A 23,026-nucleotide genomic window follows, 5' to 3' on the forward strand; every position below is an offset into this window, starting at 1 on the left:
GCAAACCATCGGACTCCGGCAGGAAAATAAAAAAGGCCGCCCTGGCAAAGGCGGCCCGCTATAGTTTATTTCATGCCGTCATGGATCTTTTGGATCGCGTCGAGGTGCATTTTTAAGGTTGGTAATGTCTTCACCGCAAATGCTTTCAAATCCGGGTCCTTCAGGTTTTTAGTGGCATCCTCAAATTCTTTAATGTCGTTTTTGTGATCTTCGATCATATTATCAACATAGGCTTTATCAAAGTCCGCGCCTGATTTTGAAGAGAGATTATCTTTCACCTTTTGTTCGTCACTATCTAGCGTTGTTGGCAAGGTGATCCCTTTGGATTTTGCAAGGGCCTTCATTTCCTCGTTGGCTTTGCTATGGTCACTGACCATCATGCCACCGAAATCTTTAACTTTTTGGTTGGCAGCTTTTTGCTGGGCGAGCGTGCCGAACTCGACTTCTGCCATGCCGCCATTAGCTGCCGCCACGGCAAATTTCGCATCGTCCTTGTCGACTGCTGACGAGGATGAATCCTTTTTGGCCGTATCAGCTTTTGCTGTATTCGCGCTGTCTGCGCTGGCTTTGCTGTCCTTGTTGCCGCTGCAGGCCTGTACCATACAGGCGACACCTGCGATCAGGCTGATGTACATGAGCTTTTTCATGGTGGGTGTTTTTTGATTTGTATCTCTTTTATCGTCAAGCTATTTTATACCAAGTATTTCCAGCGTCCTTTCATCGCGTTCGCCATGATAGAACTTGTCCAGTACACGGCTAAAAACCGGGAAGGTCGCGGGCACAGCATCAAATAGGGTCATTGACGACTTCAGCTTGAGGTCGTCGGGGCTACCGAAAACAGCATGCGGGTCATTTGTTTCCAATTCCAGCAGCGCTTTACAGATAGTCGTCAGCCGCAGCCCGAGTTCCGGGTCCATCAGCAGGTCTCCCGCCTCCTTGATATCTTTTATGGCATAAAAGCGTGACATTTCGGTCATGCCCAAACCTGCGATCTGCGGGAAGATATACCACATCCAGTGGCCTTGCTTGCGGCCGTCTTTGATTTCCGCCAGCGCGGTATCATAATCACGGTCCTGCGCAGTTTTAAAACGTTGTAAGTGCTCTTTCATTTTTTTACTTAGTTGCTTTTCCCCCTGAACAGCGAGATGATCCATATGATAATGGCGATCACGATCACGACTGCTATAATGCCCACCACCGCGCCGGCTTTGAAAATACCTGCAATGGCGGTACAGCTTGTAAATAAGGCAGCCATCATGAGGATGGCCACCGGCAAAATGATTTTTTTCATGGTTATGTTTTATGGTTCAGCCTGCGCTGCTATTATCCTGTATGTCGCCCGAGGGATAAGTTTCTGTTGATCCGGTATCCAGCCTGACGACGATCTTATCGCCAATAGCGTCAACGACCTCACCTTCACCTGAAGGGGTGATCACACGCTGTCCTTTCAAAAATAGGTGCTCATCCATTATACTTGTACCTTTTCAGCGCCATAGGCACTCCATTGATCGACACCTTTTGGTTCTGCATTTTTTACTTCAGCGCTTTTGATCTTGCTCATGTCTTTATTGAGTTTTTCGCTTTCTTTTACCTCCGCGCTGAAATCATCCGGCAATTTCGTTTGGCCTTCTGTTTCCTGTACCTGTGCAATGGGGGCTTCAACGTAATTAAATTCTTTGCCCATGCCTTTGATCTCACCCTCATTCCACGGCCCGCGAACGGTACCGTCGGAAAGGTTGTAAACGTTTTGCAGGTAGCGGGGATCGGCAGCCAATACTCCCGGCGGAAAATTAGGCTGAATGCTGTTCAAAGCTGCCTCAAACATTTTATAGTGTGTAACCTCCCGGGTCATCAGGAAGGATAAGGTTTCGTGGATGTACGGATCCTCTGTAAATTTCATCAAATGCTCGTAAACGAGCTTGGCCCGTGATTCAGAAGCCAGATTGCTGCGCAGGTCTACGGTCAGGTCGCCGTTGGAGTGGATGTAGGAAGCACACCAGGGAATGCCCTGGCTGTTGCGCGGGGTGACGCCGCCTCCGGTGATGATGCCAAACTGCGGATTAGCAAATACCGCTTCGTGGATAATATCCTCTTTAGCGGCCTTGCCGTTTAATACCTGCATGATTTCGGAACTATCGGCAGCGTTTTTGAGTTCGCCGTTCACACCCTTCAGCAGCATCTGGATGGTAGCGCCCACGATCTCCAGGTGACTGAATTCTTCGGTGGCGATGTCCATCAGCATATCGTATTTATCCGGGTGCGGAACTTTCGCGCCGAAGGCCTGGGTGAAATATTGCATGGCAGCGGCCAGCTCACCGTTTTCGCCGCCGAATTGCTCCAATAACAGGTTCGCAAAACGCGGATCGGGACGAGATACCCGGGCATTAAATTGAAGGTCTTTTACATGGTGAAACATAATCTTATTTGTTTTAGGTAAATGGATAATGATAAAACTACAGGAGTTGATATTATGTTTTTAATTAATTAAATAATTTATAAAGAAATACAAAAACAATATTTAACTGAAAATAGTTGTTGTACTACCTTTTAAGCGCTTTCCGCAAGCGTTTGCAGCGTAATTAAGCCAATTGTTGAAAGATTATTTTTTTTACCATGAAAGCAACCTCAGCCTGGCTATTGGCTGTTAATTCAAAATTGAACAGTCCCGGCCTGACCGCTGTTTATGAACAGCAGGCAGTAGGTTATGTCTTTAAAGTTTATCTGATTGATGACTCCTGCTGGATGGTTGTAGCCTGGCCGAAAGGCAGCCGGATCGCTTTCCGGCTTGCTTATTCACCCAACGATCACCTGGAACTCCGGAAAGTCATGGAGAAAGATCAAAACATTACTTTTCGGATCGCCTCCCTGATGGGCGAATACGAGGCTGTTGTCCGGTTACCGGTTGGAGAAATCCCCGTGCTGCGCCTGACGACAACACTGAGAGCGGCAGCGCCGATCTTGTTCCCTTTCTGGCCGCGGGATATCGTGCCGCTCGGCGCGGCAAGCAGCGATAAGCCGGCTGAAGGCAAGATCAAAGTCAGCCAGGTAGGCACACGTTCCGGACAGCTCTATTTTAGCCTGACCCGGCCGAAGGCGGGTTCTGTGCTTTACCTGCAGAATCTGACCGCACTGGCGGATTATAACCAGCAGACCGAGACCTCGGCCGGGGATACGGTGGGTGGCGAATGGCCGGAAATTGGATTTGCCCTGCCACCTACTTTGAAAAATAAACCATTGGAAGCCGGGAAAACGTATGCCCTGAGTGACGCGTTTATTGTCTTTTCTGAAGAAGTACCTGTAGATGAGGGAGCCATGGTACGCCAGTATCTTGATTTATTAGCGGCAGTTTATCTGGAATTGCCAAAACCCGCTACTACTTATAAAAACTGGCCGGAAACTTTGCAAAAAGGTTTAACTGACCTGACTGAAAGCCCGGGTTGCTGGTCACAGGTGAACGGGAATCATTACCTGAATGCTTATGTCTGTGATTATGCAACACCACCCGAGATCATGGTACAACTGGCAGTACTCCTGCCTTTGCTGGATTATGTAGAATGGAGCGATGGCCAGCTGGAAGTGATGAAAAAGATCAAGGAAGGCCTGCCCGCTTTTTATAATGAGGAATTTGGCACGATCATGCGCTGGCACCCTAAAGTGGCCGATAAGATGGAAGGAGAAGAAGAACACAAAAAGCCAATGGTTATGGATTCCTGGTATCTGCACCACCCGCTGCTGAACTTGTCACGCTTAGCGCTCAAAGGGGATAAAGTTGCCGAAAAGCTGTTCCTGGATTCGCTGGAATTCGCAATAAAGGTGGCCCGTCATTTCAATTACAGGTGGCCGGTGTTTTATAAAATGGATACGCTCGAGGTGATCAAAGCGGAAACACAACCTGGAAAAGGCGGCGAAAAGGATGTGCCGGGTTTGTATGCACATGTGATGCTGCAGGCCTGGGAACTGACAGGCAACAAACGTTATTTGGCCGAAGCTGAAAGAGGCGCTTTAAAACTGCAAGGCTTAGGTTTTGACTTATTCTACCAGGCGAATAATACCTCCTTCTCGGCAGGTGCCTTATTACGGCTTTATAAGGTCACCCAAAAAGAAGTATATAAAGAGCTCAGTTATTTATGCCTGGCTAATGTGTTCAGGAACGTAAAACTCTGGGACTGCAATTATGGCTACGGGCGAAATTTTCCATCTTTTTTTGCCCTCTTCCCGTTGAACGATGCGCCCTATACGGCGGTTTACGAGGAGCAGGAAGTCTTCTGTGCCTTTCATGATTACCTGCGGCATGCCGAAGGCCTCGATATTCTGCCTTCCCTGCGTTTGCTGATGGCCGAATATATACGGTTCCTGGTGGAACGCGCGGTTTACTACTATCCAACGATGCTGCCGAAGGCGATGTTGTCAGATGAGGTCAAGACTGGTGAAGTCGACCCGAATCTGTGGATCGCGCTGGAGGATATGCATGACGGCTGGGAGAAATCCGGCGAAGTGGGGCAGGAAGTGTACGGCGCGGGAAATGCTTTCGGTATCCTCCCGCGCCATTATATGCAGGTGGAAGATGAGCCCTTTATGATCTATACTGATTACCCCACTTATGGCTTCTCGCCAAAAAAGCACCGTCCGGCCAGATTCAGGCTGGCGGGAGATGCACGGCTTAATTGCCGCCTGATGCTGGTTAAAACGGATAAAGGTAAAATGCCGGAATTTACGGTGATGTTGAACGACGATAAAGAGCCTGCTAAAGGCAAAAAAACAAAAGAAGGCCACCTGGAGTTTACCATCCCCGGTGACAGTGAAATTCATATCAAATGGAAAGCCTTATGAAAAAAAAGACGAATTTGTTCGAACGTTTCAGCAACTGGGCGACAGCTGCCACCGGAAGTTCCGCGGCATTTATCATCGCTACATCAACCGTGCTCATCTGGGCAGTTACCGGACCGTTATTTCATTATTCGGAAACATGGCAGCTGGTCATTAATACGGGCACAACGATCATAACTTTTCTGATGGTGTTTCTGATCCAGAAATCGCAAAATAAAGATTCCAAGGCCGTCCACCTGAAGCTGAATGAATTGCTGGCCTCGCATGAGGGCACCAGTAACCGCATGGTGAATATCGAGGACCTGACCGAGGAAGAACTGGACCATCTTTATAAATTTTATATCCGCTTGTCCGATCTGGCAGAAAAGGAAAATGATCTGACCCGCACGCATTCAATAGATGCTGCTGCAGAAAACCAGAAAAGAAAATCACAGACACGGAAGCCGATTAAAAAGACCTGAGCCATGAATAAGCCGACTACAATCACCGCGATGATCGAATGTCCGAAGGGATCGAATCAGAAGTTCGACTATGATCCGGCGGAAAAACGTTTTAAACTGAATAAGATCCTGCCTGCCGGACTGGTCTTTCCCTTTGATTTCGGGATGATCCCGGGAACCAAAGGCGAGGACGGCGACCCGCTGGATATCATCGTGATCTCTGAAGGTTCCACTTTCCCCGGCTGCCTGGTAGATTGCCGGATCATTGGCGGACTAAAGGCGGAGCAAACCGAAAGGAACGGGCACAAGGTACGGAATGACCGTTTTATCGGTATCCCGGATGTTTCCCAGTTATACTCGAACATCAATACACTGGAGGAGCTGCCACAGCTTCTCCTTGATCAGCTCGAAGCCTTTTTCAAAAATTATAACGAACAGGCAGGCAAGAAATTTAAAGTGACCGCGAGGCTAAACGCCCCGCAGGCCGCCAAATTATTAAGTCACTGAAGAAAAAAAGCAGCAGCTCATACCGGCCATGCTGGCATCACTGTAAATTACCGCCTGCCTCGTAAGCCGGGAACGGCGTCAAAGAAGCCCGCAGCTATATGCGGCAAGAGAAACTAAATAAGAACTAAAATCAATTGCTATGGAACTTCTGCTAAAAATTTTTGGTGAAGGCAAAGACCTCAATGTCCTGCAGATGAGCAGCCGGGGCGTAGTCATTTTTATAATTGCCTTCCTGCTCATCCGCGTCTCGGGCCGGCGCTCGTTTGGCGTGCGGACGCCGCTCGACAACATTATTACCATTTCACTGGGAGCCATCATGAGCCGGGCGGTGGTGGGTGCATCGGCTTTTGTACCGGTAATCGTCTGCTGTTTTGTGATTGTTTTCCTGCACCGGGTCTTTGGCTGGCTGATCGTTCATCATAAGGCATTCGGCCGCTTTGTGGAGGGCGATAAAATCCCGCTATTTGATCAGGGAAAGTTCATTAAAAGCCATATGGAAAAAGGATTGGTCTGTGAAGAAGATATCATGCAGGGTGTCCGGAAGTCAGCGCTAACCGAAGATATGGAGGGGATCGAAAAAGTTTATATGGAAAGAAACGGCGAGATCAGCGCCATCCGGAAAAAATGAAAATTGTTCTGATTTTTCAGGGAGTTTGGAACGCTTCTTGTTTTTTTAACAACAGCGTTGTTCACTATAGTTTTAACCAAAATAAAATCTACAATCATGCCTACAAAAAGCAACAAAAAGTCTGCAGCAGCAGCCAGCCGCACACCAGAAGCTGAAAGTGCGCTGAAAGAATTATTTATTGATGAGATCAAGGACATCTACTGGGCGGAAAAACATTTAGCCTCCGCTTTGCCGAAACTGATCAAGGGAGCGACCTCGGAAGACCTTAAACAAACCATTAGCAACCACCTGGAAGAAACCAAGAACCATGTGACCCGTCTGGAAAGCGCTTTCGCTTCGATCGGTGAAAAAGCAGTGGCTAAGAAATGCCTGGCCATGGAAGGCCTGCTAAACGAAGCTACTGAACTACTGTCCGATACGGACAAAGGCACAGAAGTAAGGGATGTAGCTATTATTTCTGCTGCTCAAAAGGTAGAACATTACGAGATCGCATCTTATGGTACCCTGCGGACCTTAGCCGGAACCCTGGGCTATAGTGAAGCGCACAGCCTGTTTGATGAAACCTTAGCTGAAGAAAAAAATGCCGATACCCTGTTGACCCAAGTAGCCGAAAATTATGTGAATGAAGCCGCTGCCGCTGAAGTAGAATAAAAGAAGCAAATTGTGATCTTTAAGGGGATACCGGAAGGTATCCCTTTTTTTATTTAAGTTTTGCTTAGCGCCGCGATCAAAAGTTCAGCGGTCGCCTCAATGGTCTGGTGGATTACATCCTCGCAGGAGCCGGAAAACACTTGACGGAAGCTGGCCTCACGACCACAGATCAAAGCAAAAACGAACATGGTGCCGACCGGTTTCTCCGGTGTTTCGCTGCCGCCGGGAGTGGTCAGGCCGGTAACGGTTACCTGGATATCCGAATCGATTATTGTTTTTAAGCGGTAAGCCATCTCCCGGGTCACTTCCATCGATTCCGGCGTGTATTTATCAATGAGTTCCTGTGGTACGCCTAATAAACTGACTTTCAAACTCGCATCATAACAGGCAATACCCCCTTTAAGCACTTTACCAGATTCTTCGGTCAGCGCAAATTCGGAGCAGAGCCAGCCCGCTGTCGCGCTTTCTGCAAAAGCGATAGTCAGCCCTCGTTGAGCTATCAGTTTACTGCAAACGATGATCTTGCTTTCTGCCATTTATACTAAACGATCTGGCGCCGAAAATGGTTTGGATATACAGACATTTGGCGCAAGCATCAGGTCTTTTCCTAACAATCATAAATTCCGGATACAGACCGACTACTGCTTATCACTTATCGTCCTTACCGAATAACTCCCTCAGCTTATCCTTTGCTTTTTCCAGCGTGTCTTTTTCGTCTGCGTTTAAGTTCTTCCCGGCCCGGTTCTCGTAAAAGGTCAGCATGGACATTGCGCTTTGATAAGGCGAAGATTTTCGCCGTTTGCTTGTCTCCGCTGAATGTTTTACTGATGCCGCGATTTTATCCGGATCTCCGGATTTAAAAATATCTTTCTCCAGATCCATCGCATCGCTGTGCTCTGTAACATCTGCAGACCATTTGTTTACTGTTTTTTTTGTTTTCGTAGTCATAGAAGTATAGTTTATCAGTCAGTAAATGATTTTAGTATCGGTTGATACTAGCCTTCCTGCTTGTCGCTTTCTGCTTCCGCTTTTTTATCCTCTTCCAGTAGATTGGTACCGATAGGGTTAGCGGCTAATAGTTTGGCAAACCAGGCCAGGTTTGCGGTCATATAACGCAAGGTTTTATTGGTATATAAATACCGTTCGCCGCCAGCTTCCACATAATCTTTTTCTCCTCCGGCCATACCAACCCAATAGGCGTTAACATTTGGTGGAATTGTAAAGCCCACTTCCTGCAAAGCCCAGAGTACTTGCGCCGCGCAGCTATGGGCACCGTCTTCGTTGCCGGTAACCAGGCAGCCGCCTACTTTATTATAGGGCATATATTGTCCGTTTTCTTGATTGCTCAGTTCTTCGTCCCGGAAAATAGCATCTAACCGTTCAATCACTTTTTGAGCGGTCGAGGCCAGGTGTCCCATCCAGATGGGCGTGGCGATAATAAAAATCTGGCAGGATTTGATCTTTTCCAGGATAAGCGGCCATTGGTCACCCTCTCCTTCATCAGAAGAATTACCGGTAAGCACCTGGTAATCATTAAGACGGATAATCTCCGTTTCAAACCCCTGCTCACGAAGCTGGCTTGCCGCCTTGTCAGCCAATGCGCCTGTGTTGGAAAAATCCGGTTGGCGTTTGAGCGTACAGTTAATGAGTAAAGCCTTCATGAAGTTTTTTTTAATAATTAGTTAGAAAAAATAACAGTCTGATGTAGTTCAGCTATCATTGTTCTTCTTTTTTTCTTTTGCAAAATGAGCGCGCGCCTGCTTTAAACCAGTCGCTATTGCTTCCCCTTCATTGCCGGTTGTTCGCAACACTTCATTGGCGATCTCCGTTGCCTTTTCCCTGATTTTCTTAGGTTGGTTCTTATAAGATGGCGGATAGTTTCCGTTATACCATGGCATAAACTAATTTTTAAATGTTTCCTAAATACGCTTTCATTTCACCCTTGTTTTCCATTTGCGTTCAGCAGCGCCTGCCTGATGACAGGCGCTGTAAAAAGATCAGGAAAAAAATCCCTTGTCTTCTTTGGGTTCGGTGCTTGCCTGGTAATTGATATTATTTTCAGCGATCTGGGTCAGCAGGTTGTCTGCTTCCTTTTCTTCCTCCAGGGTCTGGACCAGGAGGTCGGCCGCATCATTATATCCTAAAGTTTTAGCCAGTGTGACCATGCCGCCGTATGTGGCGATCTCATAATGTTCTGCCTTTTGTCCGGCGAAGATCAAACCTACATCCCGTTGCGCGGTGCCTTCTTCGGTTTCATCTATAATATCTTCGCCTTCGTCAACAATACCGGCCATCGCCGCGCATTTGGTGGTGTCCACGTCTTCGCCAATCAAACCAAAGACCTGTTCCAACCGGGTAACATGGTTTTGAGTTTGTGCGAGGTGATTACCGAAGGCATCCTTCAGTTCGGCGGATGTAGCGGCTTCCTGTAATTTCGGCAAGGTTTTAACCAGTTTTTTTTCTGCCCAAAGCAAGTCTTCTAATTGATCGACAAAAAACTCCCTGAGTTTTGAATCGGTAGTCTGTGCGGTTTGTGTTTCCATGATATTTGTTTTTGATAAATGATTTAGTAATTTCTTTAAATTGGATTCGATGCCTGGATCATGGCCAGGCGAGCCGCTATGTATTAAGGCTGTCCTGAGCCGCCGGATGAACCGTAGATCTGTCCGGTTGCGTAACTGGCATCTGAGGCAGCCAATTGTACATAGATAGAGGCTAGTTCTGCGGGTTGTCCGGGTCTGCCCAATGGTGTTTGTCCACCGAACTGCTTCAGCTTTTCCTGGCTGGCACCGCCACTAACCTGTAACGGTGTCCAGATCGGTCCGGGTGCGACACCATTTACACGGATACCTTTCGGCCCTAATTGTTTTGCCAGTGACTTGACATAATTCATTGTCGCAGCCTTTGTTTGCGCGTAATCATACAGATCGGGTGAGGGATCGTAAGCCTGTTCAGAAGTGGTACCGATGATAACCGAGCCGGCCTGTAAATGCGGCAGAGCCGCTTTAATGATCCAGAACGGAGCATAGATATTGGTTTTCATCGTCCAGTCAAACTGTTCTGTAGAAATATCCAAAATAGACTGGTTGCTTTGCTGCCTGCCTGCATTATTTACTACAATATCCAAACCGCCCAAACCCTTAGCCGCCTCGTCTACGAGTTTTTTGCAAAAAGCTTCATCACGCAGGTCGCCAGGAATTGCGATAGCTTTTCGGCCCTCAGCATTGATCAATGCGATCACCTCTTTGGCATCTTCTTCCTCTGTCGGGAAATAATTGATCGCCACATCAGCGCCTTCACGGGCGTAGGCTATGGCCGCAGCTCGTCCCATCCCCGAATCGCCACCGGTGATCAACGCCTTGCGACCAGCTAACCGTCCCGAACCTTTATAGCTTTTTTCGCCATGATCCGGTTTGGGGTTCATTTTACTGGCTAAGCCTGGCCAGGGCTGTGACTGGCCTTCAAAAGGCGGCTTGGGGTATTTGGTGATCGGATCCTCTAATGCTTTTGCTTCCATTATACTGTTTGTTTTACCGCCTGCTGCGAAGACAGGTGTTACTGCCGCGACAGCTAAAGTGGCACCTAACCCGGCGACCGCTTGCCGCCGGGTGATTTTATGTTCTTCGTTCATGGTAGTGTAGGATGTGTTTTTTACGATTTCTTTTTTGGAACCTTAGCGCCTTCCTTGCGGGCTTCCGACAATCCGATTGCCACAGCTTGTTTTCTGGACGTTACTTTTTTACCGCTTTTGCCGCTTTTTAGTGTTCCTTCTTTTTCCTCATGTAAGGCTTTGTGGACCTTGTCCTGTGCCTTTTCTGAATACTTTGCCATTTTTTTGATTTAATTGTTATTCATAGTATAAACGATTCCTTTGATTATATAACCTTATCCGTTGACTACTTCACCACCGTTTACGTGGATGACCTGGCCCGTTATAAAAGAAGCGTCATCTGAAGCCAGAAAAACATAGGCAGGTCCAAGTTCCGAAGGCTGTCCAGCCCGTTTCATGGCTGTTTCACTCCCAAAACTTTTGATCTTTTCCTCATCAAACGTGGATACGATCAGGGGTGTCCATACCGGCCCGGGAGCAACAGCATTTACACGGATCTTTTTTTCAACGAGATTTGTTGCGAGTGAGCGTGTAAAGGTTGTAATAGCTCCTTTAGTCGAAGAGTAATCAATCAGCGAAGGAGAGGAACGGTAAGCGGTTACCGAGGTGGTATTGATAATACTATCACCTTCATGCATATGCACCACTGCTGCCTCAGCGAAGTAGAAATAAGCAAATATATTGGTGCGGAAAGTGGTGTCCAGCTGCTCGGGGTCAATCGCCTTGACATCTTTTTGTGGAAATTGCATTCCTGCATTATTGACGAGGATATTCAGCTTTCCATATTCCTTAACGGTCCTTTCGACCGCGTTTTTGCAAAAGGCAGCGTCCTTCACATCTCCTTTGATAAGCAGGCAATTTCTGCCCGCGGCTTCCACCAAATTTTTAGTGGTTTCGGCGTCATTATCTTCATCGAGATAAACGATGGCTATGTCCGCACCTTCTTCGGCGAAATGAACGCTGACAGCCCGGCCGATGCCGCTGTCACCACCTGTGATCAGGGCTATCTTGCCCTGGAGTTTGCCGGCAGCCTTGTAACTGTCCTTAATATATTCCGGTTTCGGATCCATCTCTGCTTCAATACCCGGCTGGCGATCTTGTTTTTGTGGCTTTTTTGTTTTCGTTTCCATATTGGTCAAATGTTTTTTCCTTCAAATTACTTTTTCAATTTTAGCCCGGAATGGCAGATCAACTATTTGCATACTCTCTTTATCGGCAATGCTGCCTGATTTGTGAAAAATTACTGCTTGCATCATACAGATTCATTCTTTGATAAATGAATAAAATTAGCGGCGGCTGAAAGCGGGCGGGAGCGGCAAAATAATCTGAATAAATCACCTCCAATATTATTCCAGTAGCGGATATATGGATAAAAATATTTTATATTTTAGCTATCTATACTTAAAATTATTTCTTTTTAATTTAATAATTGTACTAAAATCAACTATATGTGTCATTAATTTAGAACAGAGGTGTTCAATGAAGTATAGAGGCTGACGAGCTGATCTCTGAGATTTCAATTTCAGCTTTAAAGAATATCAAGAAGGCTAATTGTTTAAAACCCAATGCGGTAACTGGTGTTATCACATTGGGGAAATTGAAATAACCTTAAATTTAAAAGCTATGTCAGGAGTTAATAAAGTTATCCTGGTCGGCCATTTAGGAAAAGACCCGGAATTCAGGTATTTGCCGGATAACGCTGCAGTTTTAAGTTTTCCGCTTGCGACGTCAGAGTTTATCATCAAAAACGGTGTTAAAACGGAACATACAGAATGGCACAATATCGTGATGTGGCGTTCGCTAGCGGAAGCTGGTCATAGATCGCTCCGTAAAGGAAAGCTGATCTATGTAGAAGGTAAATGTCGTACCCGCTCTTTTGAAGATAAAGAAGGTATCAAACGTTACACTACGGAAATTATTCCTGAAACCTTTACCCTTTTGGGACGGAGCAGTGATTTTGAAATTAATGAATTACTGGAAAATGTGACTCATTCACAGAAGTAGAAGCATTCAGCTACTATACGCTTTGAGAGGGAAATGGACATAATACCTGTTGGCGGCTGCTTCGAGATGCCGCAGATTTATTCAAATATTAGTCTTTGCCGCATTATGCAATTTTTTAATCGGCCAGATTTTCCTAAATCTCTCCTGCCCAATCGTCGTCATTACTGCCCTGGTTAGTAATTACTGAAACGATCCATAATAAAATCCCGGTCAGTAATAGCTTTTTATGCTCGGGAAAGGCATCAGCCGAATGGCTCATTATCCGCAGCACGTCAAAGATCAACATGCAGATCATCATGGAGATGATCAGTGTTCTAAGTAAAAATAACTTATTCATCATTCCATTTCCTCCAGGTTCTTTAAGCGAAAAACCTCTCTTGCGATCAATTTACAATTGTAAGCCAATTCATCCAGCGTACAGCAGATGGTTTTGACCTTTACCTGTAGTTCATCGACGGTTTCCATCAGGTCAATATGTAAAAGGCAAGAATCTTTTAAATTTTGGTGACCTTTTAACTGCCCGAATAACTCATAGGCGGTACCGCGGTCGTCACCGAAGAAGTACTGTCCATAGTCGACAAAGCCGCGCGGCGTCTTCAGGCTTAATAAAATATAGAATTGTGTTTTCATAGCAGTTATAAATGAAAGAGCCATTGCAAGGGGAGTACCTGTATTTTTTAACGCCGGCGCATATCAGATGCTGCCTGTTAAAAGCAGCCATCCTGCCGCCTGTTTGGGCGTCAGCAAAGGCGGTTAACCGAATAACTTTAAATTTAAAGTCCTACTATAATTAAACTGACTTCTTGGTACATCCTGAAAAAGGCCGCCATGACGGCGGCCTTTCCGGATATATGATGGAATCGATTATTTTATCTCGATCTGCCTGCGTACACTTTTCGCTTCTTCACGTTTGGCAATATCGATGCGGAGGATACCATCGGTATAGCTCGCGTTGATCTGGCTGTCATCCGCGCTTTCCGGCAGCGTAAAGGAACGCACGAAAGCGTTGTAGCTATATTCGCGCTTGCTGTAATTTTTCTGATTGTCTTCCTGACTGGCGGTTTGCTCAACAGCAATGTTCAGCACGTTACGTTCCAGGTTCAGTTTGAAATCTTCTTTCTTCAGACCCGGCGCAGCCAGTTCCACATGATAGTTGTTTTCCGTTTCGCTGATATTGACGGCAGGTACGCGGGTTACCATACGGTCATTGAAAAAAGTGTCATTAAAAATAGAATCGAAAACATCACTAAAACCTGGTAATAGTGAACTATTTCTTTTGTCGGGATTAAATTTAACCAATGTCATAATTTTTTCTTTTAATTGTTTTAAAGGATCAAACCATTATCTATTAAACTTAAAGAACGATTGTTCGACAGCAATCTTACAAGTGAGATGCCAAAGCCGGAAATGGAATTAAAACTGAAATTTTTGCAGCGGGCATCTGAAAAATTTACAGCTTCGCTGCCAGATTTTCATCGGCCTGGCCTCTTTTAAGGGCTTAAAACCTTTCTGTGTTTTTAAGGTTATTATTAGATTAAATCAAACAAAAGAGCCACTGAACAGATAATGCCGTTTTCTGGCCGCACCGAATAGTAATGGCCAGACTCCAGCATTCACAAGAATTATCAACCCTGCAATCTATATTTGAAGGCATTGACGACGCGATATTTTGCCATGACCTTGATATGCGGATCACCCATTGGAATCCGGCAGCTGAACAGCTATTCGGCTATAGCCATGAGGAAATAATCGATGAATCTGTTTACCTGCTGATCCCTGAGGACAGGCAGCAGGAAAAAATGGACATCATGCGTGATATTATGGAGGGGAGACGGATCGGGCAATTTAAAACGATTCGCAGAACCAGGGAAGGCGTTGAAATCCCCGTGTCTATAACCATTTCGCCTATCCGGGACCAGGAGGGACAAGTTACAGGATCGTCACAGATTGCCCGCAATATCATCGAAGAAAATGCTGCCGAAGAAAAGCAGGCCAGGCTGGCTGCCATTGTCGCCAGTTCGGACGATGCCATTGTTGGTAAAAGCCTACAGGGCATCATCACCAGCTGGAATATCGGCGCAGAAAAAATGTTTGGCTATACGGAGCAGGAAGCTATTGGTCAACATATTTCATTACTAATACCGCCGGAGCGTCTGAATGAAGAAGATATAATTATCGGAAACATTCGTGCCGGAAAAAAGGTAGATCATTTCCAGACTATCCGCAGGACCAAAGGGGGACAACAGTTGCACATATCACTGTCGGTGTCTCCCATCCTCAACAAAGCCGGCGAAATCATCGGGGCTTCCAAAATAGCCCGGAACATTACAGCGCAGAAAGAAGCAGAGCGGTCCGTCGCTAAAAGCATGGAGCGTATGGAAATCCTTAATTCGATCAGTAAAAGCATTAACGAGGACCTTGATCTGCAACACATTTTGCAAAGAGTAACCGATGCTACGACCAGGCTTACCGGCGCGGATTTCGGCGCTTTCTTCTATAACCGGGTAGACCAAGGCGGTGAATCCTATTGGCTTTATACCATTTCCGGGGCACCACGGGCTGCTTTTGAAAACTTTCCCATGCCCCGCAACACGGCTGTTTTCCATCCGACCTTTAGCGGCGAAGACGTTGTCCGGGTTGATGACATTACAAAAGATCCGCGTTATGGAAAAAATTCGCCATATTTTGGCATGCCCAAAGGCCATTTGCCGGTTGTGAGCTACCTGGCGGTTCCCGTTATTACTCATTCGGGCGTAGTTATCGGCGGGCTTTTTTTTGGCCACAAACAAGCTGGCGTTTTTAAAGAAGAGCATGAAGACCTGGTTGTTACCGTAGCCTCACAGGCTGCCGTTGCCATAGATAATTCCAGGCTCTTTGAGGAAGTAAAGGATTTGAGTAATAAAAAAGATGAATTTATCGCCTTGGCCTCCCATGAGCTTAAGACGCCACTGACTTCGATGAGCGGTTTTTTGCAGATATTAGAAAGAATGGTTCCGGATGGTAGTGCCAAAAGTTTTGCAGAAAAGGCACTGAAGCAATTGGCCAAACTCAACGAGTTAGTCAATGACCTGTTTGATATATCTAAAATCCAGGCCGGTAAACTACAGTTGAATTTTGAACCTTTTGATCTTTCGGATCTTTTGGACGAAATAACCGATACGTTTGAGCAGACCCATCCCCACTATAATTTGAAAATGGCGGCAGATGGAGAGCTTTTGGTCTCGGGCGATAAGATGCGGCTGGAACAGGTGCTCACCAATTTACTGGGTAATGCCGTGAAGTATGCGCCGGACGCCAGGGAGGTAAGCATGATTGCTATCAGGACCGGGAATGAGATTCGAATCTCTGTGAAGGACCAGGGCCCCGGTATTTTGCCTGAAAACCAGCAGCACATTTTTAGCCAGTTTTACCGTGTTAAAGAACAGGAGCGAAAGACCTCGGGGCTCGGCCTGGGGCTTTATATATCCAAGGACATTATTGACCGGCACGGCGGGAGAATCTGGGTAGAAAGCACCCCGGGCCATGGAGCGACATTTACATTTTCTCTACCAGCTTTTACAAACTAAAACAGCCTTATACACGTATATTAAGTATAACTGAAATTTTATGTCCACGAAAAAAGTGTTTGTTGTTGAAGACGATGAGGACATTAGGTTACTCATTGATTATATCCTAAAAGATGACCTATACCAGGTACAACTGTTTCCAGATGTTAACACGCTTAAAAAAGGCCTTTCCCTGGAATTACCGGCTTTAATTGTACTCGATATTATGCTGCCGGACGGCGACGGCGTCGAAATCTGCCGGCAACTGAAGGAGGATGCAGCAACCACCCATATTCCGGTTCTGCTGATGTCAGCACACCGGAGCAAGCGGGAAATGCAGGAAAATGCCCATAGCGACGGATTTATCAGCAAGCCTTTTGACATCAATCTTTTCAAGGCGAAAGTTGATGAATATATGATGGCTTCGTGATCCGGGAACATGGATGCAAATGCTGAAATATAATATAAATTGTTGTGTCGAGGATTCTTGCTTACTGCATCGGTTTTTGATCAATTCGCCCCATAGCTTATAGTGGGGATAGTCGCCTTTGGCAGCGCCAGCAAAAACGTTGATCCTTTACCCTCAATGCTTTCTACCTGTATCCGGCCGTTATGGTCATCCATCACCTGCCGGCACAAGTACAGGCCAATACCAAAACCTGATGTGTTGGTGGTGAATTTATTACGGACGCGGTAAAATTTTTCAAAAAGACGCTCCTGGTCCGCAGGCGAAATTCCATAACCTTCATCCCGTACAGATATCTTTACCTCGTCGCCTTCCTTATAGCATCTGATTTCAATGCTGCTGCCTTGGGTAGAAAATTTGGTTGCATTACTGAGTATGTTGAGCAGGACAGAGCCAATCTTTTCTCTGTCGGCATATACCAGGATATCTTCGCAAAGGGTAATGTCTATCGAATGTGTGCCGTTGGCGGTGAAGACTACCTGGTCTACCATCTCTTTTACCAGTTCACTGATGTAAAAATGATTGCGATTCATATCCATCTTACCGGATTGGAAACGTGCAACATCAAGGAAACTATTGATCAATACGTTCATTTTTTTGATCTGCCTGTATGCTTTATCTATTCCTCCGGGTATGAGCGCTTCAGTATCACTTTCAAGTTTGAGCTTGAGCAGTTGAATCATTGCACTAAGGGTCGTCAGCGGTGTTTTCAGCTCATGGCTGACGATACTGATAAAGTCATCCTTGCGTAGTTCTTCCAGTTTTCTATCTGTAATGTCGAGCACAGAGCCGATAAACCGTACAGCAACATCTTCGGTGTTGAAAAATACTTTTCCAATGGCCCTTATCCAGCGCAATTTGCCATCCGCTGCACCGATAGTGCGATACTCGATATCGTAATCCCCTTTGCTAACCGATTTGTTATAAAGATTTTCAATCACCTTGCTGACCCTGTCCCTGTCTTCTGGATGCAGTCCGGTTAGAAAGTCGTGACTATAGGATACGCTATCCTGGTGGGTAATCCCAAACAGCATGCGGCAGCGCTCATCCCATTCCATCGTACCATTAACAAGATCCAGGTCGAAGGTCCCCAGTTGCGCTGCCGTCTTGGACAGCCTGGATTGCTCAAGTGCCATTTCAAGTTTTCTGTTAGTGTCTTTGAGCTCTTGCATAGCATTACGCTCACCAGTGACGTCCTGAAGTGTACCACTGAACCGTTTTACCTCCTGCTGTTCGTTAAACAGCGCCTGACCTTTTGCTTTAACCAGACGTGATTCCTGCAGTTCGGGATTAAGAATAGTGTATTCGATGTCATATCGTCCACCTGACTCAAAGGCCATCGCGCTACTAATAGCATCGGTTACCCTTTGCCTGTCCGTTTCTGCTATCACCTCTGTTGCGCGCGATAGGGGTAACTCCGAATTTGCAGGTAGCCCAAACCAGGATTTCAGTCGTTCATTACAGGTAAAATGGTTGGTGGCAGGATTAAGGTCCCAGGTACCCAATTCGGCAGCCGCTATTGCAAACTCCAGCTCCGATTTAGCCTGTAACAGTTCATTAAAGGCATTTACTTTCTTGGTTGTTTCTGTGCAGATCACCAGGACCCCGCCGGTTTTGCCGCATGCGTCCAGCACCCGGCTGTAGCTAAATGTCCAGTAAGCATCTTCCAACCGGCCATTTCGATAAATAGGTATAAGCTGATCTTCATTCCAGGTACTTCCGTCTCCTATGAGTATCTGGTCGATCAATGGCTTGATCGTAGGCCATGTTTCTTTCCAGCAATCGGCACCGCATTGGCCTAATGCTCTCGGATGTTTACCACTATTTCCCAGGCTGGGCCTGTAGGCGTCGTTATAGAACTGAATCAATTGCGGTCCCCACCATAAGAACATTGGGAACCTGGAGTTCAGCATAATGCTGATGGTGTTCAGCAGGTTTAGTGACCAGGTATTTGGATGTCCCAGGTCACCGGATGCCCAATCGTAAGAACGGATCAAAGCGCCCATTTCGCCGCCGCCTTCAAAGTATAATTCGTACTTGTTTTCCATATTGGACCGAGTGAAAGCATTTACCGTACTCTAAAAAAGCGAAATTCGTACCCCGGACTGCCAGGGGCAATGAGTTAACGAACTATTGCAACATTTGTTTAAACAATTAAAAACTGATCTTTAAGGTGAACCATCGGGAACTGAGACGTTCCTGTACCAGGTACGAAGGAATCGGCGGCTGATCTGAACGTCAATACGTCTGGCCGCTACAGAAGCCGCTTACCTTGCTGTGATAGCTTTCTATAACCAGAGATCCAAATTACGGGTAACCAAGAAAGTAATTGGCAATTACTGATAATAGTTCTTAACTTTAATTATTTCCATTCGAAACTACATCTAATTTGCCTTCTTGATGCATGAAACCATAGTTATTCAGGAAACGGACGCAGACGTGATGCGTGCCTTAACAGTTGCACTGGAACTGGAAAATTTTATTATTTGTCCCATTGAAAATTGCAAAAGTGACTATATTGATTTAATCGATCAGGCACGGCCGCATCTCGTAATGCTGGACTACAGACTTTCCGGAGATAACTGCATTGATATGTGCCGGGCGATAAAATCCAGATTCCCTTACCTTCCGGTGATTGCGATGAGTTGCAACAGCAATATTCATGAGCACTTCGATAAAGCCGGGTTCGACGCCTATATCAGGAAGCCTTTTGACCTGGACCTTTTATATCTTATAGTTCACAAATATATAAACAAGTCAGAAAAAGAATAAAGCGACGTAAGGCACACCTAAAGTGGGATGGTAAACCAGAAGGTACTTCCGGAACCTACTTTGCTATCCACCCCGATTGCTCCCCCATGTTTCTTAATGATCTCAGAACTGATAAATAGTCCAAGCCCAAGCCCGGTATATTGAGTATCCAATTTACCCGCCTGATAATGGCGATTAAACAGAAGAGAAAGCTTAGCTTCCGGTATCCCCGGCCCATAGTCTGTAACCGATACTTTTGCTTCCGCCCCGATCTTTTCGATGTTGATATTAACTTTCCTGGCGTTTGGAGCATATTTAATGGCATTGCTCAGGAAATTAATAATGACCCTTTCAATGCGTTCGGCATCAGCAGTAACCATCAGGTCTGAAGGGCCGCTAATGTCTACATCATGGGAACCTTCGAGGCGCAAATGTCCACTGGATTCTTCGATAACCTTGTACAGATTAAATGTCGTCTTTTTCAAGTTAAGTTGATCCTGGTATGTCTTACTGGCATTTAACAGATCATTAACCAGGACAACAATTTTATCCACACTTCGATTGGACTGGACTACTAATGCTTTTAGCCTATCTGGTAAGCCCTCCTGCATCCTGGCGAGAAGCTGAAGGGAGGTTTTCAAGCTGGTAATCGGCGTCTTGAGCTCATGACTGGCGATACTTATAAAATCGTCTTTGTGCCGCTCGGCCAGTTTATCCCTTGTGATATCTGCTATTGTTCCCAATACTTTGTCGGCATTACCGGAAGGATCATCTTCTATTTTGCCCTGAAAATTCACCCATTTAAGCGATCCATCCTTTGTTATAAGCCGTAATTGAAGATCCATCGATTTATGGTCGGGAAGTGATCGGATTGCCGACAAAAACTTAGGGCGGTCTTCTTCCAATATCAGTGGCAGATAACTTTCAATTGTCCATTGTGGCTGCAAACTGTCATAGCCAAATAGTTCATCGTGCCCTTCGGAACGGTGAACCGCATTGTTTTTTAATGACATTTGCCAAACTGCCATTTTTGAATACTTCAAAGCCATGTTCAACCGTTTTTGACTTTCTTCGAAATCTTTCAGCGCGGTAATGTCATCGAGAACGGTGAATCCATAGGTTTCGCCCTGATCCTCAAAAAGGATAGTTGTAACGTTTACCCATACAAGGGATTTGTCTTTTTTATAAAGACAGGCCTGGAGTTTAAAAAAAGGAACCTCATTTGACCATAATTCCATTTGTAACTCATGCCAATGCTTGCGATAGTCTTCACAGGCATGTTCCAGGATCTTGGTTCCTTCAATTTCACTTGCGCTGTATCCCATTAATTCTGCCAGTGCGTCATTGACCTTTAAAATGGTCAGATCTCGCCCAATTATCTTGCTGGCTGCACTGGTACGTTTAAATATGGTATTAAATTTATCGTCGCATTCCCGAAATCTTTTCTCGAAATCCTGGGGATCAGTTTTCTGTTGCATAGACAAACGATTTATCAACTTGTAATAAACACGTTTAGGACCTAAAGTGTTTGATACCATCCGAAGCAACCTTTCTTATTTTTTTACCTCCTGGTAAGAAGCTCATAACTTGATAAGAAGATTAATTTGTGGATTAAACCATGAACGGTTAGGATTTCATCTTCGATGCAGCTGACCCAGACATTTCGCTCTACATAAATCTTTTCAATTTTATGAAGGGTTTCGGTAAGCCCTGATTTACTTGCACCTAGCATTACCCCTTTCCGGCAGACCAGTGCGCGTTTGAGATCATCACCCCCAAATTTGCCCGCTCAAACTACAACGCCTTATTAACCTTTCTTATAGAGATACTGGGCATTGGCGATCCATGATTCAGTGAACTTCGGTCCATACAAGTGTCAAGGCCACCGCTGGAGAACAAGCACAAGGCCCGCTTTGCATAGCTTTTACATTTTACCCGGTGGCGGGCTATATTCGCGGCCGTGGTGAATATGGGAATTAAAGCGGAGGCCGGACACTTTGCTTTGCATCCTCGCCATTCGGATTCTCCTTTAATGCCAGCCAAAATCAAGATTTCAACACAGATCGCTGTAACAAACCCTATAACCCGTAGTTGTAAATTACTCCTTATGCTTTAGTATATTCAGGTTAAGTCCCCGAAATTTGGAATGTGAATAATGAGATTTGAGGGATAAAATATTTTGAAAAATAACAGGGCACAAGGGCATTCGGTTTTTCGGGCAATTTTTCTCTGAAATCATGGTAAAAAGTATAACCATTTTGGGGGATTGACCGTAAATCTTAATTAAAGTACACGGTTATTCTGAAACATTTTTCCAGCTTAGCACATTATATTTTGTTCTTTTTTCATTTTCAGAACCGCCATAGATCAGTGTTTTATTTACTTCGGCTGGAGCTGCAATTTCTTCAAAACGATCCATTTCTTTGAATAAACCGGTGGTAATGGTTTGAGTTGCCTTGATCTCAAAAATGGAAAAGCCTTGCCCTTTTGTCATCAGCAGATCAACCTCATGCGCATTACTATCCTGCCAGAAATAATAATCCTGATGCAGATATAAGTGATGGTTCTTTTTTTGATATTCAGCCAGTATCATATTCTCAAATATGTGCCCTTTCAATCTGTTCTCTTCCAATTCTTCAGCAGTTCTTATTCCTAACAAATGATTTAACAAGCCGGTATCGTAAAAATACAACTTGGGGCTTTTGACCAGGCGCTTATTGAAGTTTTGATGATAAGGCTGCAAAAGGAATATAATATAACTGCTTTCGAGTATAGATAACCAAGCTTTAGCGGTTGTATGTGAAATATCGCACTCATTAGCTAAGGCGCTGAAATTTAATAATTGCCCCGCACGCCCTGCGCACAAACCTAAGAATGTCCGAAAAAGTTTCAAGTCCCTGATATTCATTAATTCTGTTACATCTTTTTCTATATAGGTTTGAATGTAATTTGCATAAAAAATAACAGGGTCAATATCCCTGTCGAAAATAGCCGGATAGAAACCCTTAACGCAGGTTCGGGTATAGGAATCTGCTAATAAGCCACCAGGCTTTAATTCAGTAAAATCCAAAGGGAGTAATTTGAATAAGGCTACTCTGCCTGCAAGGGTTTGGGTAATGCTGTTTAATAAATGGAAGTTTTGTGAGCCAGATAGGATATATTGTCCCATTATTTTTGATTCATCAACCCTGCTCTGTATATAAGAGAACAAAGCTGGCGCTCGTTGGACCTCATCCAGAATAACTTTCTGATCATATTGATTCAAAAAAGCAACAGGATCTTCTAAAGCAAATGAACGTGTATTTGGATTTTCCAATGTTACATAACGGTAATCACTAAAAAGCTCTTTTAACAAAGTTGTCTTACCTGATTGGCGGGGACCAGTAACAGCTAAAACAGGAAATTTTGTTTGTTGGGCCTTAATAATAGGTGCTATCTGTCTTGGTATAAATTTGCTCATCTCTTATAAAATAACAGACAAATTTACAATTTACATGGCGAAAACTTTCAATTTACATAGCTTTAATTTGCAATATACATGAAAAAGGCTTCTGTAGATAATCTACGTTATAAAAGAGCAATATACTGCACTTTTTG

28 protein-coding genes are annotated in these 23,026 nt (G+C 45.1%); 9 read left to right on the forward strand and 19 right to left on the reverse strand.

From position 1 onward, the window contains the following. Positions 1-65 precede the first annotated feature (65 nt). The 5 genes from BLR84_RS01195 to BLR84_RS01205 are packed head-to-tail and all read right to left on the reverse strand — an operon-like array spanning position 66 to position 2,416. On the reverse strand, positions 66-647 hold the full coding sequence (locus BLR84_RS01195) for a DUF4142 domain-containing protein (protein ID WP_090463172.1): 582 nt from the start codon (positions 645-647) through the stop codon (positions 66-68). A gap of 39 nt (positions 648-686) precedes the next feature. Next, the gene (locus BLR84_RS01200; protein ID WP_090463174.1) at positions 687-1,109 is read right to left on the reverse strand and encodes a DUF1810 domain-containing protein; all 423 of its coding nucleotides are present in this window, start codon (positions 1,107-1,109) and stop codon (positions 687-689) included. An 8-nt stretch (positions 1,110-1,117) separates the two neighbouring features. Beyond that, positions 1,118-1,291 (reverse strand): hypothetical protein, encoded by a 174-nt coding sequence (locus tag BLR84_RS29860; protein ID WP_176851908.1) that lies wholly within the window; start codon positions 1,289-1,291, stop codon positions 1,118-1,120. A 16-nt stretch (positions 1,292-1,307) separates the two neighbouring features. Continuing rightward, a complete protein-coding gene (locus tag BLR84_RS29865; RefSeq protein ID WP_176851909.1) occupies positions 1,308-1,469 on the reverse strand; it encodes a hypothetical protein in 162 nt (53 codons plus the stop codon). Further along, a complete protein-coding gene (locus tag BLR84_RS01205; RefSeq protein ID WP_090463177.1) occupies positions 1,469-2,416 on the reverse strand; it encodes a manganese catalase family protein in 948 nt (315 codons plus the stop codon). Before BLR84_RS01205 ends, BLR84_RS29865 begins: the two co-directional genes overlap by 1 nt. A 197-nt stretch (positions 2,417-2,613) precedes the next feature. On the opposite strand from BLR84_RS01205, the gene BLR84_RS01210 reads away from it, so the two are divergent. From BLR84_RS01210 to BLR84_RS01230, 5 genes are all read left to right on the forward strand, one after another. Then, positions 2,614-4,830, forward strand: a complete 2,217-nt coding sequence (locus BLR84_RS01210; RefSeq protein ID WP_090463180.1) for a hypothetical protein — start codon at positions 2,614-2,616, stop codon at positions 4,828-4,830. Continuing rightward, the gene (locus tag BLR84_RS01215) at positions 4,827-5,288 is read left to right on the forward strand and encodes a low affinity iron permease family protein (RefSeq protein WP_090465665.1); all 462 of its coding nucleotides are present in this window, start codon (positions 4,827-4,829) and stop codon (positions 5,286-5,288) included. The genes BLR84_RS01210 and BLR84_RS01215 overlap by 4 nt, the downstream gene beginning before the upstream one ends. 3 nt (positions 5,289-5,291) lie before the next feature. Next, a complete protein-coding gene (locus BLR84_RS01220) occupies positions 5,292-5,774 on the forward strand; it encodes an inorganic diphosphatase (protein ID WP_090463184.1) in 483 nt (160 codons plus the stop codon). 139 nt (positions 5,775-5,913) lie between these two features. Further along, positions 5,914-6,402 carry a DUF421 domain-containing protein gene (locus tag BLR84_RS01225; RefSeq protein WP_090463187.1) on the forward strand — a complete coding sequence of 163 codons (489 nt, stop codon included), beginning with the start codon at positions 5,914-5,916 and terminating at the stop codon, positions 6,400-6,402. Between the two features lie 96 nt (positions 6,403-6,498). Then, complete coding sequence (locus BLR84_RS01230) at positions 6,499-7,053, forward strand: YciE/YciF ferroxidase family protein (protein ID WP_090463189.1); 555 nt, start codon at positions 6,499-6,501, stop codon at positions 7,051-7,053. Between the two features lie 53 nt (positions 7,054-7,106). Here BLR84_RS01230 and BLR84_RS01235 read toward each other — a convergent pair whose 3' ends face one another. The 8 genes from BLR84_RS01235 to BLR84_RS01270 form a co-directional block, all read right to left on the reverse strand. Continuing rightward, positions 7,107-7,589 carry a CinA family protein gene (locus BLR84_RS01235; RefSeq protein ID WP_090463191.1) on the reverse strand — a complete coding sequence of 161 codons (483 nt, stop codon included), beginning with the start codon at positions 7,587-7,589 and terminating at the stop codon, positions 7,107-7,109. A gap of 112 nt (positions 7,590-7,701) precedes the next feature. Continuing rightward, positions 7,702-8,001, reverse strand: a complete 300-nt coding sequence (locus BLR84_RS01240; protein ID WP_090463195.1) for a DUF3175 domain-containing protein — start codon at positions 7,999-8,001, stop codon at positions 7,702-7,704. Positions 8,002-8,048: 47 nt separating this feature from the next. Continuing rightward, positions 8,049-8,714: a flavodoxin family protein gene (locus tag BLR84_RS01245; RefSeq protein ID WP_090463198.1), complete on the reverse strand. Its 666-nt coding sequence runs from the start codon at positions 8,712-8,714 to the stop codon at positions 8,049-8,051. 48 nt (positions 8,715-8,762) lie between these two features. Next, positions 8,763-8,951, reverse strand: coding sequence for a DUF2188 domain-containing protein (locus BLR84_RS01250; protein WP_090463200.1), 189 nt, complete (start codon positions 8,949-8,951; stop codon positions 8,763-8,765). A gap of 99 nt (positions 8,952-9,050) precedes the next feature. Beyond that, positions 9,051-9,596 (reverse strand): YciE/YciF ferroxidase family protein, encoded by a 546-nt coding sequence (locus tag BLR84_RS01255; RefSeq protein ID WP_090463205.1) that lies wholly within the window; start codon positions 9,594-9,596, stop codon positions 9,051-9,053. Between the two features lie 83 nt (positions 9,597-9,679). Further along, positions 9,680-10,684: an SDR family oxidoreductase gene (locus BLR84_RS01260; protein WP_090463208.1), complete on the reverse strand. Its 1,005-nt coding sequence runs from the start codon at positions 10,682-10,684 to the stop codon at positions 9,680-9,682. A 20-nt stretch (positions 10,685-10,704) separates the two neighbouring features. Next, positions 10,705-10,884: a DUF6496 domain-containing protein gene (locus tag BLR84_RS01265; RefSeq protein ID WP_090463211.1), complete on the reverse strand. Its 180-nt coding sequence runs from the start codon at positions 10,882-10,884 to the stop codon at positions 10,705-10,707. 54 nt (positions 10,885-10,938) lie between these two features. Then, on the reverse strand, positions 10,939-11,793 hold the full coding sequence (locus BLR84_RS01270; RefSeq protein WP_090463213.1) for an SDR family oxidoreductase: 855 nt from the start codon (positions 11,791-11,793) through the stop codon (positions 10,939-10,941). A 493-nt stretch (positions 11,794-12,286) separates the two neighbouring features. Here BLR84_RS01270 and BLR84_RS01275 point away from each other — a divergent pair, with 493 nt between their 5' ends. After that, positions 12,287-12,667: a single-stranded DNA-binding protein gene (locus tag BLR84_RS01275; RefSeq protein WP_090465667.1), complete on the forward strand. Its 381-nt coding sequence runs from the start codon at positions 12,287-12,289 to the stop codon at positions 12,665-12,667. Between the two features lie 133 nt (positions 12,668-12,800). On the opposite strand, the gene BLR84_RS29590 is transcribed toward BLR84_RS01275, so the two are convergent. From BLR84_RS29590 to BLR84_RS01285, 3 genes are all read right to left on the reverse strand, one after another. Next, a complete protein-coding gene (locus BLR84_RS29590) occupies positions 12,801-13,007 on the reverse strand; it encodes a hypothetical protein (protein ID WP_143013796.1) in 207 nt (68 codons plus the stop codon). Further along, a complete protein-coding gene (locus BLR84_RS01280) occupies positions 13,004-13,297 on the reverse strand; it encodes a hypothetical protein (RefSeq protein ID WP_090463216.1) in 294 nt (97 codons plus the stop codon). The genes BLR84_RS29590 and BLR84_RS01280 overlap by 4 nt, the downstream gene beginning before the upstream one ends. Positions 13,298-13,531: 234 nt before the next feature. Then, positions 13,532-13,972, reverse strand: coding sequence for an Hsp20/alpha crystallin family protein (locus BLR84_RS01285; protein WP_090463220.1), 441 nt, complete (start codon positions 13,970-13,972; stop codon positions 13,532-13,534). A gap of 290 nt (positions 13,973-14,262) precedes the next feature. On the opposite strand from BLR84_RS01285, the gene BLR84_RS01290 reads away from it, so the two are divergent. Further along, complete coding sequence (locus BLR84_RS01290; RefSeq protein ID WP_090463223.1) at positions 14,263-16,233, forward strand: sensor histidine kinase; 1,971 nt, start codon at positions 14,263-14,265, stop codon at positions 16,231-16,233. Positions 16,234-16,273: 40 nt separating this feature from the next. After that, positions 16,274-16,642 (forward strand): response regulator, encoded by a 369-nt coding sequence (locus BLR84_RS01295; protein WP_090463226.1) that lies wholly within the window; start codon positions 16,274-16,276, stop codon positions 16,640-16,642. 80 nt (positions 16,643-16,722) lie between these two features. Here the strand turns inward: BLR84_RS01295 and BLR84_RS01300 are convergent, their stop codons facing one another. Next, positions 16,723-18,726, reverse strand: a complete 2,004-nt coding sequence (locus BLR84_RS01300) for a sensor histidine kinase (RefSeq protein ID WP_090463232.1) — start codon at positions 18,724-18,726, stop codon at positions 16,723-16,725. 352 nt (positions 18,727-19,078) lie between these two features. On the opposite strand from BLR84_RS01300, the gene BLR84_RS01305 reads away from it, so the two are divergent. Then, positions 19,079-19,450 carry a response regulator gene (locus BLR84_RS01305; protein ID WP_090463235.1) on the forward strand — a complete coding sequence of 124 codons (372 nt, stop codon included), beginning with the start codon at positions 19,079-19,081 and terminating at the stop codon, positions 19,448-19,450. 17 nt (positions 19,451-19,467) lie between these two features. On the opposite strand, the gene BLR84_RS01310 is transcribed toward BLR84_RS01305, so the two are convergent. Continuing rightward, positions 19,468-20,907, reverse strand: a complete 1,440-nt coding sequence (locus tag BLR84_RS01310; protein WP_176851910.1) for a sensor histidine kinase — start codon at positions 20,905-20,907, stop codon at positions 19,468-19,470. Between the two features lie 818 nt (positions 20,908-21,725). Beyond that, on the reverse strand, positions 21,726-22,889 hold the full coding sequence (locus BLR84_RS01315; protein ID WP_090463241.1) for an ATP-binding protein: 1,164 nt from the start codon (positions 22,887-22,889) through the stop codon (positions 21,726-21,728). Positions 22,890-23,026 lie beyond the last annotated feature (137 nt).

This window comes from Mucilaginibacter sp. OK268, from assembly GCF_900103125.1.
In the GTDB taxonomy this organism is placed as follows: Bacteria; Bacteroidota; Bacteroidia; order Sphingobacteriales; family Sphingobacteriaceae; genus Mucilaginibacter.